Source organism: Streptomyces coerulescens, assembly GCF_042657965.1.
GTDB lineage: Bacteria > Actinomycetota > Actinomycetes > Streptomycetales > Streptomycetaceae > Streptomyces > Streptomyces coerulescens.
The window spans coordinates 313042-330598 of the sequence record NZ_JBHSKM010000044.1 but is presented as its reverse complement, the minus strand read 5'-3'; the positions used below and the strand labels follow the sequence as shown (position 1 = coordinate 330598).

The 17557-nt window shown below is 69.7% G+C and carries 18 protein-coding genes and 1 pseudogene; 9 read left to right on the top strand and 10 right to left on the bottom strand.

Features of this window, described 5'->3' with window-relative positions; translation table 11 throughout:
• Window positions 1-229: 229 nt before the first annotated feature.
• Genes ACFPQ9_RS38890 through ACFPQ9_RS38880 form a run of 3 tightly spaced genes read left to right on the top strand, consistent with a single transcriptional unit; the run spans window position 230 to window position 2961 of the window.
• Complete coding sequence (locus ACFPQ9_RS38890; RefSeq protein WP_380863954.1) at window positions 230-1045, top strand: nucleotidyltransferase family protein; 816 nt, start codon at window positions 230-232, stop codon at window positions 1043-1045.
• Window positions 1042-2367 (top strand): hypothetical protein, encoded by a 1326-nt coding sequence (locus tag ACFPQ9_RS38885; protein ID WP_380863951.1) that lies wholly within the window; start codon window positions 1042-1044, stop codon window positions 2365-2367. Before ACFPQ9_RS38890 ends, ACFPQ9_RS38885 begins: the two co-directional genes overlap by 4 nt.
• A gap of 21 nt (window positions 2368-2388) precedes the next feature.
• Complete coding sequence (locus tag ACFPQ9_RS38880; protein ID WP_380863949.1) at window positions 2389-2961, top strand: SLATT domain-containing protein; 573 nt, start codon at window positions 2389-2391, stop codon at window positions 2959-2961.
• Window positions 2962-3062: 101 nt separating this feature from the next.
• Here ACFPQ9_RS38880 and ACFPQ9_RS38875 read toward each other — a convergent pair whose 3' ends face one another.
• On the bottom strand, window positions 3063-3629 hold the full coding sequence (locus ACFPQ9_RS38875; protein WP_380863946.1) for an RBBP9/YdeN family alpha/beta hydrolase: 567 nt from the start codon (window positions 3627-3629) through the stop codon (window positions 3063-3065).
• Between the two features lie 61 nt (window positions 3630-3690).
• On the opposite strand from ACFPQ9_RS38875, the gene ACFPQ9_RS38870 reads away from it, so the two are divergent.
• Together ACFPQ9_RS38870 and ACFPQ9_RS38865 are read left to right on the top strand one after the other, a co-directional pair.
• Window positions 3691-4041 carry a MerR family transcriptional regulator gene (locus ACFPQ9_RS38870; protein WP_380863943.1) on the top strand — a complete coding sequence of 117 codons (351 nt, stop codon included), beginning with the start codon at window positions 3691-3693 and terminating at the stop codon, window positions 4039-4041.
• A gap of 221 nt (window positions 4042-4262) precedes the next feature.
• Complete coding sequence (locus tag ACFPQ9_RS38865) at window positions 4263-4922, top strand: MSMEG_1061 family FMN-dependent PPOX-type flavoprotein (protein WP_380863940.1); 660 nt, start codon at window positions 4263-4265, stop codon at window positions 4920-4922.
• A gap of 105 nt (window positions 4923-5027) precedes the next feature.
• Here the strand turns inward: ACFPQ9_RS38865 and ACFPQ9_RS44735 are convergent, their stop codons facing one another.
• Both ACFPQ9_RS44735 and ACFPQ9_RS38860 read right to left on the bottom strand, forming a co-directional pair.
• Window positions 5028-5258, bottom strand: coding sequence for a zinc ribbon domain-containing protein (locus ACFPQ9_RS44735; RefSeq protein WP_465269603.1), 231 nt, complete (start codon window positions 5256-5258; stop codon window positions 5028-5030).
• A 44-nt stretch (window positions 5259-5302) separates the two neighbouring features.
• Window positions 5303-5731 carry a transposase gene (locus ACFPQ9_RS38860; protein WP_380863937.1) on the bottom strand — a complete coding sequence of 143 codons (429 nt, stop codon included), beginning with the start codon at window positions 5729-5731 and terminating at the stop codon, window positions 5303-5305.
• A 183-nt stretch (window positions 5732-5914) separates the two neighbouring features.
• Between ACFPQ9_RS38860 and ACFPQ9_RS38855 the strand changes: the two are divergent.
• Both ACFPQ9_RS38855 and ACFPQ9_RS38850 read left to right on the top strand, forming a co-directional pair.
• Window positions 5915-6090, top strand: a pseudogene (locus tag ACFPQ9_RS38855) (transposase); the annotation flags it as partial.
• A 752-nt stretch (window positions 6091-6842) separates the two neighbouring features.
• The gene (locus ACFPQ9_RS38850; protein WP_380863934.1) at window positions 6843-7604 is read left to right on the top strand and encodes a maleylpyruvate isomerase family mycothiol-dependent enzyme; all 762 of its coding nucleotides are present in this window, start codon (window positions 6843-6845) and stop codon (window positions 7602-7604) included.
• A gap of 4 nt (window positions 7605-7608) precedes the next feature.
• Here the strand turns inward: ACFPQ9_RS38850 and ACFPQ9_RS38845 are convergent, their stop codons facing one another.
• Both ACFPQ9_RS38845 and ACFPQ9_RS38840 read right to left on the bottom strand, forming a co-directional pair.
• Complete coding sequence (locus ACFPQ9_RS38845) at window positions 7609-7767, bottom strand: hypothetical protein (RefSeq protein ID WP_380863931.1); 159 nt, start codon at window positions 7765-7767, stop codon at window positions 7609-7611.
• Between the two features lie 151 nt (window positions 7768-7918).
• Window positions 7919-9343 (bottom strand): NAD(P)/FAD-dependent oxidoreductase, encoded by a 1425-nt coding sequence (locus tag ACFPQ9_RS38840; RefSeq protein ID WP_380863928.1) that lies wholly within the window; start codon window positions 9341-9343, stop codon window positions 7919-7921.
• Window positions 9344-9483: 140 nt separating this feature from the next.
• Here ACFPQ9_RS38840 and ACFPQ9_RS38835 point away from each other — a divergent pair, with 140 nt between their 5' ends.
• Entirely contained in the window at window positions 9484-10593 is a 1110-nt protein-coding gene (locus ACFPQ9_RS38835) for a carboxylate-amine ligase (RefSeq protein WP_380863925.1), read from the top strand.
• A 148-nt stretch (window positions 10594-10741) separates the two neighbouring features.
• On the opposite strand, the gene ACFPQ9_RS38830 is transcribed toward ACFPQ9_RS38835, so the two are convergent.
• Window positions 10742-12040 (bottom strand): amidohydrolase family protein, encoded by a 1299-nt coding sequence (locus ACFPQ9_RS38830; protein WP_380863923.1) that lies wholly within the window; start codon window positions 12038-12040, stop codon window positions 10742-10744.
• Between the two features lie 100 nt (window positions 12041-12140).
• Window positions 12141-13325 carry a trans-sulfuration enzyme family protein gene (locus ACFPQ9_RS38825; RefSeq protein ID WP_380863920.1) on the bottom strand — a complete coding sequence of 395 codons (1185 nt, stop codon included), beginning with the start codon at window positions 13323-13325 and terminating at the stop codon, window positions 12141-12143.
• A gap of 154 nt (window positions 13326-13479) precedes the next feature.
• Between ACFPQ9_RS38825 and ACFPQ9_RS38820 the strand changes: the two genes are divergently transcribed.
• Window positions 13480-13923, top strand: coding sequence for an Lrp/AsnC family transcriptional regulator (locus ACFPQ9_RS38820; RefSeq protein WP_380863917.1), 444 nt, complete (start codon window positions 13480-13482; stop codon window positions 13921-13923).
• Between the two features lie 76 nt (window positions 13924-13999).
• Here the strand turns inward: ACFPQ9_RS38820 and ACFPQ9_RS38815 are convergent, their stop codons facing one another.
• The 3 genes from ACFPQ9_RS38815 to ACFPQ9_RS38805 all read right to left on the bottom strand — a co-directional run bounded on the left by ACFPQ9_RS38815 (window position 14000) and on the right by ACFPQ9_RS38805 (window position 17409).
• On the bottom strand, window positions 14000-14821 hold the full coding sequence (locus ACFPQ9_RS38815; protein WP_380863915.1) for a PhzF family phenazine biosynthesis protein: 822 nt from the start codon (window positions 14819-14821) through the stop codon (window positions 14000-14002).
• Window positions 14822-15018: 197 nt separating this feature from the next.
• Window positions 15019-15951: a sigma-70 family RNA polymerase sigma factor gene (locus ACFPQ9_RS38810; RefSeq protein ID WP_380863912.1), complete on the bottom strand. Its 933-nt coding sequence runs from the start codon at window positions 15949-15951 to the stop codon at window positions 15019-15021.
• 96 nt (window positions 15952-16047) lie between these two features.
• The gene (locus ACFPQ9_RS38805) at window positions 16048-17409 is read right to left on the bottom strand and encodes a carotenoid oxygenase family protein (protein ID WP_380863910.1); all 1362 of its coding nucleotides are present in this window, start codon (window positions 17407-17409) and stop codon (window positions 16048-16050) included.
• Between the last annotated feature and the right edge of the window lie 148 nt (window positions 17410-17557).

Sequence of the window (17557 nt, the reverse complement as noted above, 5' to 3'; positions counted from 1 at the left end):
TGAACGCGTCCTCGGCTTCACCTACGTGTCGCCACAGGCAGGGATTCCGGCCGCCGCACACCACGACCGCCTTCTGACGGAGGGCGACGGCCACGGCGCGTGGTCCACACAGCGCCCTGTCCCAGCCGTCCGCCCTTCAGGCCCCGGCGACGAGAGGCTCCCTCACGACAGACTGCCGGAGACGGCCGTGGTCCCTGCCGCGCGCAGATCAGCGTGTCTCCCGGCTGCTGTGAACGACCTCCTGGTCGACGGGTCCGCGCCGTGGGCGCGAGTGCTCCACCCCATCGCCCGGACCATACGGGCGGCAGGACACGAACTCTGGCTCAGCGGCGGTGCCACCCGGGAACTGATTGCGGGCCGCGGCCGCGAGGCGGTCCGGGACCTGGATCTGACGGGCACCGCACCGGCGGGCCGCTTCGCGGAGCTGGCACGCCAAACGCTGGAGGAGGACGGCGAGACCTACGAGCTGAGAACCCCGGTGAGCCCCGACTCCCTGGTCTGCACCGTGCTCGACACCGACCTGTCCACCCCTCTGATCGAGTACCGGGGCCTGGGGCTGGGCGGCTTCGGGGTCCCGGCCACCGGCACCGATCTCGTCGCCGACAGCCGCCAACGTGACTTCACCGTCAACAGCATCCTCTACGACTTCGAGCGCCACCTCGTCATCGACGCGGGCGAGAGGGGATTGCTGCACCTGTCGGCCCCGGCACGCGCCCTGGTCCCCGGCGATCGATCGACCGATCCTCTGATCCGCACCGCTCTGGCACTGCGGGCCGTGAAATTCCTCGTGCGCTGGGAAGCCGACGGCCCCGTGGACACACGCGAACTGCGCGCCTGGACAGCCGAGTTCCCCCACGACCTGGCCGACCAGGTCCGCGAGCGGGGCGACCACACCTGGGCCCAGGTGCAAGCCCTCCACAACGAGTGCCTCGGCGACGTCCCCGCGGACCGGCAGACGACCGCGGCCAGCACGCTGGGGCCGGCCGTGGAGCACCTGCTCAAGACACTGCTGGGGAGCACCGTACGGACGGCGGACCAGCGATGAGCGACACCGCCCCCGCCCAGCACCGTCCACTCGCCCGCTGGGTCGCACGGCTCGGCACCGCCGGCCAGGAGCCCGGCACGCACCGCATCACGGGACCCATGAACGACGGAGCCGAGCGCACCGACGCACGGACGCTGCCCCTGTTCCAGGACCCGGCCTGGCGAAGAACGAGCTTCAACGCCGGGCGGGACGACGGTCCGGCCGTCCGCGCCCTGGCGCTCCGACACCCCGGACGCGGCACGGCCTACGTCGAACTGGACGACTACGGTCGGCCCCTGACGGTGAGCCAGGAGGGCACGGACCTGATCGCCCGCATCGAGCAGCGGTGGGACGCTCCACCCTCGGGGCCGGACGTCCTGCGGGTCCTCGGCGGAGAGAGCCCCGACCTCAGGCACGCCCTGCTGCACCGGCTCGCTGTCGAGACCGACCCACCTGCGACCCTCTACCACGCACTGCCCTGGGCCGACCTGGACCTGGTGGCCGGCAACATCCTGACCATGCTCGACGGAACCGGGTCCGTCGAGCGTCCCGCCCGCGAACTCCGCCACTGGTTCACCCCGGTGGCGAAGCGCCTGGCCGGCCCCCTGGCCGTCCTGGAACGCGGTATGCGGGAAGGACGGGCACCGGAGTCTCTGCGTCACGAGGCCGCTTCCCTGATGACCGGCCTGTTGGCCGCACCACCGGCGAGGATCCCCGCCGCCACCGCCCAGGGGCTCGTGCGGCTGGCCGAACGGCTGAGCACACGGGATCCACTGCTCCGGCACACAGCCCGGGTCATCGGCTCCCGCCTGCACGAGCCACCGGCCGGACACTCGCCGTCCCTGTCCCTCCGACTGGACCCCGTGCTGCCCGCGGCGGCCCGTACGACCGGGGCCACCTACCGCAGGGCCGTCCGCGACGAACTGTTCGAAGCGAAAGCGGAGCACACCCCAGGCGGCCGCGTACGGGTGACCCTGACGTTCCCCGCCGGCGCGGAGGAGGCCACGTGGGCCGCCGCTGCCGACGACCTCGTGGCGCCCCTGTCCGTCCGCACGGCGGACTCGGAGCCGCGCCGGCTCTGGATCGCCCTGCGCAGGCGAGAGGGATCCCTGGTGGGCGTCCTCGACCTGTTCGCTCCGCCGGACCGCTTCGAACTGGTCGCGGACGAGCCCGCCGTACCGTTCGCGGCGCTGCGCACGATCCCCGCGATCGAACTCCTGCCCTCGCTGCGTGCCTCCTCCACCGCCACCCAGCGCCTGTGGGACGCGGCGGCGACGGCGCTCCCTGCCCACCACTCCGTACCCGTGGCCCTCCGGCTCTACCGGGAGGACATCGCCGGCTGACACGGACGACGAGGAGACACCATGGCCGACAGCTCACAAGTTGCCCCCGGGGCTCGGCGGGCGGCGATCGCCGACGAACTGCGACGCCTCGAGGAAAGCGCCATGTACAGCGCCCAGATGCAGTTCGAGACCGCCAAGCACTGGCGGGGCGTGCACCTGATGTTGGGTATCCCCACCAGCCTGCTGGCCGCGGTGGCCGGTACGACCGTGTTGGTCGAATCGACGGGGCGCGTGGCGGCAGGCGTCCTCGCGCTCGTCTCCGCCGGGCTCAGCGCCGTGATGACCACGGTGAACGCGCCGCAGCGCATGACCCACGCGACGGCCTGTGCGAACGCCTATCTGGAGGTGCAGACAGCCGCCCGGCAGACTCGGACGGTGGACCTTCCGGTGCTGCCGGTCGACGAAGTCCGAGCCGTCCTCACGGAGTTGACGGCCCGTCGGGACGAGCAGAACCGCACCGCGGATCCACCGGGCCGACGCGCCTACCGCCGCGCCCAGGCCAACATCGGGCGCGGCGGGCAGACGTACGCCGTGGACCGTGGGCTCACCGCGATCAGCCCGGACACGCCGGAACCCTCAGGCACGACACCGTGACCAGCGGTCCTGCTCCCCTTCTGCGCCCCGGCATTTCCGCGTCCTGGCACGATTTGGGTGTGACGGGCAGTGGGCATTGCCGTGCAGTTCGGTTCGAGCCATTACCACGCGATGGCTTCACGAACTTCGCGCAGCGAAGCGACGCCGTCAGAAGCGAGGAAATGCCCTGCTCCGGGGACTATCTGTGCGGAGGTTCCGAGTAGGTCGGCAAGACGGTCGGTGTGGCCGGGCGGTACGTAGGGGTCTGCGTCCGACCGGATGACCGTGAGTCGATCGATGTGGCTGCCGAGTCCCGTCACGTCACAGCCGTCTCCGATGTAGGCGTTCAGGTCCGGAAGCGCGGGCAGTTGGTCGACGAAGCCGGAGACCAGCACGAGGGTGCCAAGGCGCCAGGGGCTCGGCAGGGAGCGCAGATGACGCAGCACGGTGAGGCAGCCCAGGCTGTGTGCGACAACGATCGAGTGCTCGTCAAGCGTTCCCAGGTCGGTGCGCACGGCGTCCGTCCACTGTGCGGGGTCTGGGGCTTGCGGGGTCGGAAGGGCAGGGATCGTGGTCGGGATGCCGTCCGCTCGGAGTTGCTCGGCCAGCCAGCCGAACCAGTGGTCTTCGGGGGTCGCGCCGTAGCCGTGGATGATCGAGGCGCGCTGCCGGGTTGTTGCAGGTGTCATGCCGCGGGACGGTATGGGTTCACGTCAGCGTGAAGGTCAAGCCGATGAGGAGGAATCGACGGTGCTGATCAGCGAGCTCGCCGAGCTGACCGGGGTGAGCGCGCGAGCGCTGCGCCACTACGAGGACCGAGGACTACTGGTCCCGGCCCGCAACAGCAGCGGGTACCGGAACTACTCCGCATCCGACGTCACGCGCGTAGCGCAGATCAGAGTGATGATCTCCGCAGGCTTGGGAACCTCGATCATCCAGCGATACCTCGACTGCGCTCGCGGCGGAGATCACGGCATTTCGCTGGAGATGTGCCCGGAACTGCGGGCTGAGCTGGATTCTCTGGCCAGACGCCTCAACGCCAGGCAAGTCGAACTCCGCGAGACACAGCAGCGATTGAGTGAGCTCGCATCAGCCGGTTGAGGCGTGTCTACGACGTCATGCCTGGAACAGCTGGGCGTTCAAGATCCGCCAGGAAGCCTGTGAGCCGCCCGGTCCCCCTGACTGGCTGACCTGCAAGTGATCTCGGGCTTTGGTGGCCTGCGGGTTCGGCAGGGCGGTGGATCAGCGGGCGCAACCGTCTCCATGTCCCCGCACTCGCCCACCAAGGATCAATCACAAGTCGGCCCCGTAGGGTCGGAGGTATGACGCCACTCCCTGCCAGCAGTGCATTCGACTCGCTCCGCCTCGACGCCGTGCACGACCAGGAGACCCTGCGCCAGACTTACGGACTCCCCAACGACGCGGCCGTACGCAAGCAGATGACCGAGCTCACCGAGCAGACCCAGCGGTTGATCGGATGCTCGTCGCTGGTCCTGGTCGCCAGCGCGGACGCCGACGGCAACTGCGACGTTTCTCCGCGCGGCGGCCCCGCAGGGTTCGTCGCCGTCCTGGACGCACGGACGGTGGCGATACCCGACGCGACCGGCAACAAGCGTCTCGACACCCTGCAGAACGTGGTCGCCACCGGACGGGCCGGGCTGCTGTTCGTCATCCCGGGGCGCACCACGACGCTCAGGGTGAACGGCCGGGCCTGCGTCTCCACCCGCCCGGAGCTGCTGTCGCAACTGACCGCCGTGGGCAAGCCGCCGGCCAGTGCGCTGGTGGTGGGGATCGAGGAGGTGTACCCGCACTGCCCCAAGTCGCTCCTGCGCAGCGCGGCCTGGAAGCCGGAGCAGTGGCTGCCGGCGGACGCCCAGCCGACCTCGGCCGAGGTGACGCTGGCCCAGCTGCGGATGCCGGAGCTGACGATCGCTGACATCGAGCAGGTGGAGGCGGATTCGCTGAAGTACCGGTACGAATGACTTCCGCTCCACCGCCCTGAAGGGCGGGGATTCCGGCCACGGTCGTCTGACCGTCTCGGTGAGTTCCCGCTTCACGGCGCTGTGCCGGGACCAGGGCTTCCAGCCTTACCTGCGCTCCACGGGCTGACACGGCCAGTCCGGCCGCCTTGGCGAGGTTGACCGCAGCGTTGATGTCCTGGCCCAGGACGGTCCCGCCCTCGTTGCATGTCCGTTCGCGGACGTGGAGGGGTTTGGGGCCGTCCTTGGCGCCGCAGCCGAGCAGACCTGAGAGGTGGGCTCGAACCGGCCTATGCGTACGAGGGTGCGCCCAAACCGGGCGGCCTTGTATTCGAGCATGGCCGTGAACGCGGACCATCCGGCGCCCGCTTGGTTCTAGCGGATCAGCTTGGTGGAGAGCTGGTAGAGAGCTGGTGGTGGAACTCGCGGCGCGCATCGGCCACCCGTGCGTGAGCGCGGGCGAGACGAAGCCGGACCTTGTCCCTGTTGTTGCTGCCCTTCTCCTTTCGGGAGAGGGCCTGTTGTGCGCGCTTGAGTCGTTTCTCGGCCCGGCGCAGGAAGCGCGGGCTGTCGATCTTTGTGCCGTCGGAGAGGACGGCGAATGGCCCAGGCCGAGGTCTATGCCAACCTCGGAAGCCACAGCTGCAAGGTGTTCGAGGTCGGTCTCCACGACGAAGGAGCAGAAGTAACGACCGGCCGCATCCTTGATCACAGTCACCGTGGACGGCACGGACGGCAGCGTACGGGACCAATTCACCCGCACGTCCCCGATCTTCGGCAGGCGCAGATCCTTGCCGGCGGCGAGGGACCATCGGGCGTTCGCGGTGAACCGTACAGCCAGCCGGTTGTCCTTGCGGCTCTTGAACCGGGGCTTCTTGGATCTTCGGTGCCCTGCGGGAGCCTTGGAGGGAGCCCGGTGATGACCTGCTTGGACAGGTCTCAGATCTTCGGGTACGGCTTCCTGCCACGCTAGGGCCCGTTCGGGTACACGCGGACTCAACTCGCTCAAGGGCGTCTCATCCCGGCGGCTCCGCCAGGAGTACCCGGAACTGGTCCGGCACTACTGGCGGGCACAACGCCTCTGGTCGGCTCCTGCTTCGCCGGATCGGTTGGGGGTGCACCCCTGTCGATGGTGAAGCAATACATCGAGCAGCAGAACCGGCCCGTCTGAGCTGAGGTCAGCCGCGCAGATCCATGCTCCGGGCCGAGGCCAGAGCGGGCTGAAGACCCGCTTCACCACCGGGCCGAAGCCCAGCGCCCCGCGAATGAAAGCCGGTAGCCACGGCCGACTTCTCGGTTATCGCGGCGTCGGGCGCGTCCGCCTTCCGCCTGATGAGGAAGCCTGCAGGTGAGGAGGAAGCGGCGGTGGCGGTGGTGGGATTCGTAGCCGGGCCGGGGGTGTGACGGCTGGCGGCGGAGGGGGTGCAGCCTCGCTGATGGCCTGCAGTAGGGGGCCGCCCGCACGCAATCGTGCCATGGTGCGCTCGGCCCGGCGGCGGGCGTGGGTCGCGTCATCGCGTTCGGCGCGAAGCAGGATGCCGGTGCGTCCGGCATTGCCGATGGAGAGCAGTCGGTAACTCGGCGGGTGGGCGCAGGTCTTCCTTGAATGCGGGTTGGCTTCACAGGGCTGGGGAAAGCCAGGGGCAGATGTGGGTCGGCCGTTGGGGGAGGCATGGCACAGCAGAAGAGCCAGGACCACGACGCCGAGGTCATCGCTCTGCTCATGCCGGAGTACGAATCGCTGCGGGCTGAGATCGCCCAGCGTGTCACGTCGAGGATGTAGATACTCCAGGCTCGTTCAACGAGCCTGCCAGGAAGGGGATATGGCTACGACCAGGCTTTCTGTTGGGTGCTCCAACTCCCGCAGCTGACGGCCTGGAAAAGAGGATGTGGTCGGCTGAGCTGGGGTGATAGGTATGCGATGTGACAGAGAGTCTTGAGTTTTCCACCCTGCTGCAACGGATCGACGAGCGGTCGGCCGCGTTCCGGAGTGCGGTTGCCGCCTCGCCCAGCCTTGACGCGCCGGTGCCGTCCTGCCCCGAGTGGACGTTGTTCGATCTGGTGCAGCACCTGGGTACGGGCCAGCGCTGGTGGGCCGCGATCGTCGCTGCGGGCCCGGCCGAGGCTCCGCCGGACAAGGATGCCGCGGAGGCGCCGCGCGAGCTCGGGGCGCTGCTGGCCTGGTACGCCGAGTCGAACGAGCTGCTGCTGAGCGCGTTGCGCGAGGCCGGCCCGGAGCGCGAGTGCTGGGCGTGGTGGTGCGCCGGCGTGTCGCCGGCGAACGCCTGGGGCGTTGCCCGGCGCCGGGTGCACGAGGTGCTGGTGCACACCTACGACGCCCAGCTCGCCGCAGGCGCCGTGCAGCCGATGCCGGCGGACGTCGCGATCGACGGCGTGGCCGAGTTTCTCGACACCTGCAACTCCACCCCGGCGGCCTGGCCGCACGAGGCCGCCACCATCCACTACCACGCCACCGAGGGCCGCTCCTGGCTCCTCGCGTTGGACGGCACCGGCGCCTGGCCCGCACCCCTCACGGACGACGCCGCGCCCGCCTCCGCTGCGGCCACCGGCACGGCCGAGCAGCTGCTCCTCTTCGTCTGGGGCCGCCTCACGCTGAGCGACCTGAAGATCGAGGGCGACCAGCAGGAGTTCGAGCAGCTGATCGCCTGGGAGCCCGAGGATTAGCCAGTCAATACCGCCAGCGGACGGCCTTGATGACGTCCGCGTCGGTGAACATCGCGAACAGCTCCGCCTCCGTGCGGCGGATGGCCGGTACGGCCTCGTACAGCTCGGGCCCGAGCGCCTCTCGCGGCACCGCCGACTCACAGCCCGCCCACTCGCCGGCCACCTGTCTCCCGATGCCGTCGCCCCGTACCGGGCCAATCGCGGCGAAGGGCGGCTCGTCAGGAGTGTTCGGTGTCGCGCCGGCCTGTCGGCACGCCTGGTGCGGCGAGTTGGACTTCCAAGGCGCGACGAACGGACGGAGAACCGAGACGTCGTCAGGTGGTGTCGGTTGAGCTGTGGAGGCGGGGGTGCGGGTGAAGCTGGAGGTAGAGGCCGGCGGTGGCGTGCCGGGGGGTGGTGGGCAGGGGGAGCAGGTCGCTTGTCCCGTGCCCTGCGAGGCCCTGCGCAGGTCGGTCGTTGACGGGATGCCGCACAGCGTGGAGGAAGGTGTCGACGGCGTCGTCGGTCTGGGTGTCGTGGAGGTCTTCGGCGCCGGTGATGATGTTGAGGAAGCTTTCGTGCAGGCGTAGTCGTGCTTGGTCGCGCCTGCTGAGTTGCTGGGCGGTGCGGAAGTAGGTGTCGCGGCCGTCGTGGATGCGGTAAAAGGCGCTGACCAGGATGAGGAGCCGCTCGTAGGCGTGTCGGTAGGCCGTTTGGTAGAAGGCGCGGGCGTCGAGTTCGTCGACGTCGCCTCTCAGCACGCTGCTGATCGAGGCGGCGGCGAGCAGACCGCTGTACATGGCCAGGTGCACTCCGGTGGACAGCAGAGGGTCGAGGAAGCAGGCGGCGTCTCCGGCGAGGAAGTAGCCGGGTCCGCCGAACGCCTTGCTGACGTAGGAGTAGTCCCGCTCGGTCTTCAGTGATGTGACCTGCCGTGCGTTGGTCAGCATGCCGGCCAGCAGGGGGCAGCGGGTGATGGCCTGGTCGTAGACGCTCTGGAGTGAGCCTTTCGCCGCATGCCTGGCTCGGGAGAAGGAATGATGGTCGGTGACCAGGCCGACGCTGAGGGTGCCGTCGTGCAGCGGTATGGCCCACAGCCATCCGTGGTCCGGCAGGGAAAATACCCCGATCGCGCCGCTGGGTGCGGCGGCGAGAGGTGCAGCGCCGCGCCAGTAGCTCCATGTCGCCACGTTGCGGAAGACGTCGTGGGCGCGCCTGGTGCGCAGTTGCCGGGCGGCAAGAAGGCCTGCGCGGCCGGAGGCGTCGACGAGCTGGCCGAAGCGGATTCGCCCCTCAGTGCCATCCCGGGCGGTCCAGGACGCTTCCACTGCCCGGTGGTTGGAGCTGTGTTCGCTGCCGTCTTCGAACGTGACTCGTGCCGCGCGGGTCTCTTCACGTACGTCGGCTCCCTGCGCGCGGGCGTGCTCCAGCAGCAGTTGGTCGAATTGGGAACGGATCACCTGGAAGCTGTACGGGGCCGGCCTGCCGGGCTCGTCGAAGCCCAGCGCCCACTCCTGGCCACCCCAGCCGTAGAACGCGCCGCGCTTGCGGACGAAGCCGTGGGCCTCGACTGCCTCGCGTGCTCCGAGCACGTCCAGCACCGGTAGCAGGGACGGCAGCAGCGATTCTCCGATGTGGTAGCGCGGGAACCGTTCCCGTTCCAAAACGGTCACCCGGTAGCCCTGACGGGCCAGTAGGGCCGCTGCGGTCGCACCTGCCGGGCCGCCGCCGACTACCAGGACCTCGGTCTGTTCAAGCACGCCGTGCTCCTCAACTGCCGACGAACGCCGTTGCCTTACCCCGACCCGATACCGTCTGAGACAGTTTCATCACTATGCGCAGTCAACATGACAGTGAGCCAGCCCCGACAGACGCTCCCGCGCCAGTCCTCCCCACCGGGTTGGGCCGCACTCCCACCGCACTCACGGTCGGGATCGAAGAGGAAGTCCTCCTGATCGATCCGGCCACCCGAGCCCCCAGCCCTCAGGGTCCCCAGGTCGTGGGCGAAGCCTCCCGCGAACTCGGCGACCGGGTAGGCACCGAACTGACCCGCTACCAGGTTGAACTGCGCACCGACCCGCACGTCTGCTTGAAAGAGGCCAACGACCAGATCCGCTCCCACAGAGCGACGGCCGCTCGCGCCGCCGCCCGCCTCGGTCTGCGCATCGCTTCCACCGGCACACCGGTTTTCGGCCAGAAGGCCCCTGTCCCCATCACACCAGGCGCCCGCTTCGCACGAAGCGCCGGTCATTTCCGCTCCTTGGACGATGAGCAGATCGCATGCGCCTGCCACATCCACGTCGGTCTGCCCGACTCCCGTGCCGCCGTCTACGTAAGCAACCACCTGCGGCTGTGGCTGCCGACCCTGACCGCGCTCGCGGCGAACTCCCCTTTCTGGGCAGGTCAGGACACCGGATACGCCAGCTGGCGCACCACCACCTGGGGACGCTGGCCCGTCTCCGGCCCGCCCCCGTACTTCGAGTCTCCCGCGCACTTCGACGACCTCGTCCACACCTTGCTCGAAGCCGAGGCACTCATCGACCGTGGCGGCTTGTACTGGGACATCCGCCCTTCCCACCACCTGCCCACCATCGAGATCCGCGTCGCCGACGCCGCCCTGACCCCCGAGGACACCCTCCTGCTCACCGCGGTCGCCCGAGCCCTGACCGCCACCGCCCTCACCGCCGTCCAGGCCGGCGAGGCAGCCCCACGCCCCGTGCCAGAGGTCTTGCGTGCGGCCCACTGGCGCGCGGCACGCGACGGACTCGCAGGAAGCGGCATCGATCCGCTCACCGGTCGGCTGACTGACCAGACCACCCTGATCGAACGACTGCTGCGGACCATCACCCCAGCACTCCGCCGGCACCAAGATCTCGACCTGGTGCGAGAGCAGTGGCGGCGCCTACGGACCGAAGGAACCGGCGCCGACCGCCAACGCATCGCCCACCGGCAGCGCTCCAGCGCGGAGGATGTCGTCGACTACATCGTCTCCGCCACCTGCCGGCAATGAAGAGAGTCACCACGCAACCGCTGCCCCAGCCCATCAGCTCCCCTTGGGCCACTGCGCCTTCTCAATGGGAGGAGGGGCATGGCCGCATGCAGCGGCGTCGCCGGCAGTTACGGATCGGCCGGCGCGTCGGTCCGGTTGAAGGGTTCTCCTACTTCGATTCCGGCTGTGGGTGCCATGTGCCGTCGAGGGGAACGCGGGCGGCTGCCGCGATGCGGTTGCGTGATTCCACCAGTCGGTTTCGCAGGGCCCGCAGGTCCACGTTCACCAGCACGCCGTCGCGTTTGACGACGCGACCGGCGACGAGGACGGTGTCCACCAGGCCGGGGTGGCCTGCGCTGACGATGGTGGCGACCGGTTCAGTGACCGGGAAAACGGTCAGGTCGTCGGCGCGCAGCAGAATGATATCGGCGTCCTTTCCGGGGGTGATGCTGCCCGTCCGGGTGTCGAGTCCGCACGACTGGGCGGCATTTACGGTGGCGAACTGCAGCAGGTCGCGGGAGCGCAGACCGCCGTCCAGACCGCGCTGGGCGGCGAAGGCGGCACGCATCGCGGAGAACATGTCTCCGGCGACCGACGGGACGACATCGATGGACAGTGTCGGGCGCAGGCCGGCGGCCAGGGCCCGGCCGGTCATCGGCGATCCGAAGCCCATCTTCAGCTCGACGTCCGGGCTGACCGAGATGGAGCTGCCCGCGTCGGCGAGCATCCGCAGCTCTTCGTCGCTGATGCCGTTGGCATGCACGAACGTGGTGGTGTCCCTCAGCAGGCCGTGCTCGTGGAGATCGGCGACCGGGCGCTGGGTGCCGTCGGAGGCGATGTGCAGGCTGGTCCGCAGGCCGAGCTCTTCCGCGAGATTCAGTTCGCGGGCGAGAGTGTCCATGCCGGTGTCCTCGGCCCCGCGTAGCCCGAACGCCATGGTGACGAGGCCGTCCCCGGTCAGCTGGGAGCGGACGCGGCGGATGTCCGCGTCGACGGGAGTGGGGGTGGCCCAGCCGGCGCCGAGGCAGAAGATCGACCGTCCGGGAGCGTCGCGCAGTGCGGCGACGGCGGCGTCCTCGTGTTCGGGGCCCTGGGCGACGTGGTACCAGTCCAACATGGTCGTGATGCCGGAGTGCAGGGCCTCCAGGCGTCCGAGCAGGGTGGCTGTGTAGACGTCCTCGGGTGTGTAGTGGGGCTTGACCGTGACGTGCATGGCCGTCGCCCACTCGGCGAACGTCCAGTCCGCGCCGGTGCCGCGGAATGCGGTCTGCCAGTTGTGGCGGTGGTTGTCGACGAAGCCGGGCATGACGATCCGGTCGGTCGCGTCGATCACGTTGGCGTCCGGCGCGTCGATCCGTTCGGCCACCTCGACGATCACGCTGTCCTCGATCAGCACGTCACCGCGGGCGAGGTCGCCGACGGCCGGGTCCATACTGACCACGGCGCCACCGGTGAGCAGGGTCTTCATTGGGTGTACTCCTTCACGGGCACGTTCCTCGTTCAAGATCATGTTGCGCCGATCTCGGCGATCCCGGTCGCGGCCGCGTAGATCAGGCGCTGGGGGTGGTTCAGGCACGAGCCTCGGTGGTGTGTACGGCGTCGGCTGCGGCAAGTGCGTCGGCGACCAGGTCGGCGGTGTCCTCGCTGCCCGCGGCCAGCCGGACCAGGCCCAGCGGAACCGACTCGGCGATCTGATCCTCGGTGAGCATCCCGCGCCACATGGACGCCGGGTGCACGGCGAGGGATTCCACGCCGCCGAGGCTGGCCGACCGCAAGGAGTAGCGCAGTCGGCCGAGGAAGGCGTCGGCCATCTCGAAGCCGCCGGTGAACTCGATGCCGAGCACCCCGCCGAAGCCGCTCATCTGGTCGGCGGCCAGCTTGTGCTGCGGGTGGGTCGCCAGACCGGGATAGTGCACCTTGGCCACGGCGGGATGCTCCTGCAGCACCTCGGCGAGGGCCTGGCCGTTGGCGTTGTGTCGTGGCACGCGCAGCGGCAGGGTGCGTATGCCGCGCAGCAGTAGCCAGGCGTCGATGGGGCCGAGGGTGGCGCCGGTGAGCAGGCCGACGTCCCAGATCCTGTTGAGGAGCTCGGCGGGTCCGGCGATCACTCCGGCGGAGACGTCGGAGTGGCCGTTGAGGTACTTGGTCGCGCTGTGCCAGACCAGGTCGATGCCGAGGTCCGCCGGGCGCTGGTTCAGCGGGGTGGCGAAGGTGTTGTCCGCCATGGTCAGCACGTCGTGGGCGCGGGCCAGGTCCGCGACGGCGCGCAGATCGGTGATCTGCAGCAGCGGATTGCTGGGCGACTCCACCAGGATCAGGCGGGTGTTGGGGGTCAGTGCCTCTGCGAACGCCTCGGGGTCGGTCTGGTCGACCAGGGTGGTCGACACGCCCAGGCGCGGGAGCAGGTTCAGCAGCACCGAGCCGGTGCCGCCGTAGGTGGACTTCTGCCCGATGACATGGTCACCGGCGGAGACCAGGGCCAGCGCGGCGGTGGTGAGCGCGGCCATTCCGGACGCGGTGACCATGGCCGCCTCGGTGCCCTCCAGCTCGGCGACGACCGCCGCGACCTGGGCGTGGTTGGGGTTGCCGAAGCGGGTGTAGAAGTCCTTGCCGCGCGGTTCGACGGCGCCCTGCGCGAACGTCTCGCCGTCCTCGGCCCAGAACGTCGCCGTCTGGTAGATGGGCGGTGCCACGGCGCGGCTGGGATGGATCTCGCGATCGGCGTGGACCGTGATGGTGCTCTTACCTGGCATGGCCTGCCCTTCCGTGGACCGCTGAGGTGACGCCATCAAGCCTGGGCGACCGACGCACGGAAATGGGCTGACCACGGCAACTTCGGCAGTAAATTGCGCCCATTGTGGGTGCACAGTTGTGGTAGTCGACGGCCTGGCGCAATAATCTGCCACCATGGATGCGGTTGACCGGTCGATTCTGGCCGTGCTCGAACAGAACGGTCGGATCAGTAACAACGAGCTGGCCGCCCGGGTCGGGCTGTCGCCATCTCCCTGTCTGCGGCGCGTGCGGCAGTTGGAGGAAGCCGGCGTGATCCGCGGTTACCGGGCGCTGATCGACCCCGCCGCGGTCGGCCGCAGTCTGCGGGTTTTCGCGGGCGTGCGGCTGACGCGGCACACCCGCCCGGACGTGGTCGCGTTCGAGCGTGGGGTCACCCAACTGCCCGAGGTGATCGCCTGCCACCACATCACCGGCAATTTCGACTATTTGCTTCAGGTCGAGGTGGCCGACCTGCCCGCCTACGAGGACTTCCACGCCAACCAGTTGGCCACCCTGCCCGGCGTGGCCACGGTGACCAGCTACGTCACCATGAAGACGCTCTCCGCCGACACCACCTGACAGCCTGGTCCCTCGCATGGATCGCCGCCCTGCCGCCCGCGCTCCGGCAACGGTTGCGAGAGCAGGCCGGGGACGGTCAGAGGGTGATGGTGCCGCGGATGCAGACGGTGGCGGCTCCGCCGACCCAGACGGTGCCGTCGGCGTCGGCGGTGATCTCGATGCTGGCGGCTCTTCCCAGTCTCGTGCCCTGGGAGACCCGGTAGGTGGAGGGTGCGGTGGCCGACGAGGAGAGCCACTGGCCGACACCGGCGTTCATGCTGCCGCACGCGGGGTCTTCGGCCACCCCTGCGCCGGGGGCGAAGGTTCGCATCTCGAAGCGGTGCTCGGATCCCTCGGGGTGGGCACCGATCGCGCCGACCATCGCAGTCGGGATGAGGGACAGGTCGGGTTCGAGGGCGAGTACCTCGTCCGCGGTGGCCAGCTCCACCACTGCCCACCCGGGCCCGTTGTCCACCCACTGGTGAGCCAGGACCTGGTCACGGGTGATGCCGAACGCCGTCACGATCTGATCGAGGTAGTGGTCGTCGAGGGCGCCGTCGCGGACCCGTGGTGGGGCGGCGAAGGACAGGGCGTCCTCGCCGAGGCGGACAGTGATCAGGCCGGCCGCACACTCCTGCACGATCCGGTCGGCGTGCTGAGGCTTGCCGCCCCGGTCCAGCCAGGCGCGCGCGGAGCCGAGGGTGGGGTGCCCGGCGAACGGCAGCTCGTCCTGCGGCGTGAAGATGCGCAGTCGGTAGTCCGCCTCGGGAGTCGTCGGAGGCAGGACGAACGTGGTCTCGGACAGATTCGTCCAGCGTGCCAGGCGCTGCATCTCCTCATCGGCCAGGTCCGTCCCGTCCAGGACGACCGCGACCGGGTTGCCTCGATAAGGGCTGGTGGAAAACACGTCGACTTGCACGAATGAGCGTGTACGCGGCATGGCCATCGAGTGCCTTTCGGTCGCGGCAGATGTGGATCCCGCGCCTCCACCGGCCGGCGGAAGCGGGTCCATCCCAGCCGAGTCCACGCCGCCGGGACAGGGCCAGTCGGCACAGAGTGGACCGACCGGCCGTGGCAGGCCGCCGGAACCCTCCTACGCCGATTTCCGTCCGTCCCTCATCGCTGCGGCTCGGGGAAGATCACGCGGAGTGTCTGAACTCGCCTGTTGCGGCGGAGCATGAGCCAGGTGAGGGTCGGCGGGCAGGGGGCGGGGATGCCGGCGGGGTTGGTGACGTCCATTTCCCAGATGGTGATGGAGCGGCTGGCCACCACGTGGCGCAGATGCTGGGTCACGCCCTTTTCCCGGTTCCGTCTCATGGCCGGGATGGGGTGGCAGCGTTCGCCCGGCGTGCTCAGGACGCCGAGCAGTTCGGTCTCCGCCGGCCAGAGCTCCAGGATCTCCCTGGGCTGACAGCCGCGGCGGGCGCCCTCCAGCGTGGCCTCGGCCTCCTGCCGGCTGTCCTCGGTGAGCCGGGAGGCGTCGTCGTGTACGTGTGCGGCGGTCGTCAGCAGTACTTGGGCGACCTTGGTCCGGGCCTGGTTGAGGCGGCTGCGCACGGTGCCGACCGGGATCTCGCAGGCGTGCGCGATCTCCCGGTAGGAGGTGATGCCGCTGAAGTGGCGCAGCATCAGCACCAGCCGCAGCTGCTCGGGCAGTTGTTCCACCGCGTCCCAGATCCAGTCGCGCATCGCATGCTGGTCGACCACCCGCTCGGGGTGCGAGGGGTACGCCGGGCCGTGGTCGCGCGCGTACAGGTGGTCGAGACCCTCCAGGCCCGGTGTCTCCCGGCCGGCGCGCAGTCGCATGCGGCAGCTGTTGCGCACGATCGCCTTCAGCCACGCGCCCACGGCGGCGGGGTCTCGTACGTCGCCGATGCGACGCAGCGCGGTCAGTGCCGCGTCCTGCACCGCGTCCTCCGCGTCGGGGCCGTAGCCGAGCAGGCTCAGCGCCACCGCCCGCATCGGCGCCTGGTGGCGGGCCAGCAGCAGTCCGAGCGCCGCCCGGCGGGTGAGTTCCTCGTCCGTGGGCGGGAGGTTGAGGGCTGTCATGGTGTGCGAACGCCTCCGTAGTGACGTGGTGCGCGTCCGCAGGGCCTCGGCCGCCGGCCGAGACGCTCGGAGTGCTTGCTTTGCATCATGCCCCGGTCAGGACGGCTCCGGCAGCCAGCTGCCGTGGAAACCGGCGGGGACGGGGAGCGGCAGCTCCACGACCGCCTGAACGGCCAGTTCCCGGGCGTCGAGTACGAGCAGTTCGCCCGCCGCGCCGTGGTCGTCCGAGACGAGCGACAGCAGCCAGCCCTCGTCCTCACCCGCGCTGTCAGCCGCCGGTACGAAGACCGCCTCGCCGGCGTAGCGGCTGCTGGGCGTCTCGTGGGTGTGCGCGGTGTGACGCGCGAGGTCGTGCTTGGTGATGCCGTCGTCGGAGACCGTGTACGGGTAACGGTGGAAGCGCCCGGTGAGTGTCTCGTTGTGGGTGGGGAACTCGGCTGCGCGGTCGTTGAGTTGGGTCTCGGTGACCTGGCCGGTGGCAGGGTCCAGGATCCAGCGGTGCAGGACGGAGGGGGCCCCGCTGTGAAGCGGCTCCCGCGCGCCGGCTGGCCGGCCCGGTGAGGTGGGGCCGCCGATGTCCGACCAACTGCGCCGGAAGGCGTCGGGGTCGTAGCGCACCGCGTCCAGCAGGATCCGCCCGTGTACGTCCTCATGAGCGTTGCCGACATGGAAGACGTAACAGGGATCGACGTCGTACCACCGCACATCCGTGCTGCCAGGTGTGCGGGACATGACCCCGAGCCGCGCACCGTAGGCGTCGTCCCACCGGTACGGCATTCCGCCGCCCCCGGCAAGTTCGGGGTCGAAGACGACAGGCAGGTCCAGCCAGACGATGTGATGCTCGGTGATGGCGAAGTCGTGCATCATCGTCGGGCCCGGTACCTCGATCGGCCGGCTGTCGAGCAGGTCGCCCTCCGCGGTGACCCGGTGGTACGTGAGGTACGGCGGGGTGAATCCGGTCCCGAACAGGTGCAGTTCACCGGTGACCGGGTCCTCCTTGGGGTGCGCGGTCATCGCGGTGGTCAGCCGTCCGAAGAAGTCGTACGGCCCGACGGTCTTCAGCGACGGGGTCACCCAGTAAGGAAGCCCCACCTCGCACAGGGCGAGCACGATGCCGGCGTGCCGGATCACGTGGGTGTTGGCCGGAGTCGCGGCGAGATCGACGCTGAGGTCCGGGCGGATGAACGGATGTCCCTCCAACTCCCGGGTGCGCACCCACCGGTTGCGGTACCACTCGGCGCGGCCGTCACTCAGCCGGATGCCGTGCAGCATGCCGGGTCCGGCGAACCAGTGCCCTTTGTCCTCGCCGGGCAGCGGGTTGGGGCCGTTGCGCAGATAGCGGCCGTCGAGCTCGGGTGGCAACGAACCCCGCACGGTGAGACCGGCGGCGCTGTGCTCGTCGGGGACCGGGGCGAAGCGGCCCCGCAGGTACAGGGGAGGAGTTGTTTCGTCGGTCATGCTGCTTTCCTGGTCTGGCCCCTGCGGGTCCCACAGCGTTCACGGGACCCGCAGGGGTGGCGAGGAGCCCGGACGTGCCGTGCCGAAACAGTGCGGCCCTTGCCGGTCAGGCGCCCGTTCGGGCACTCGGGGCACCGACCGTCGTCGG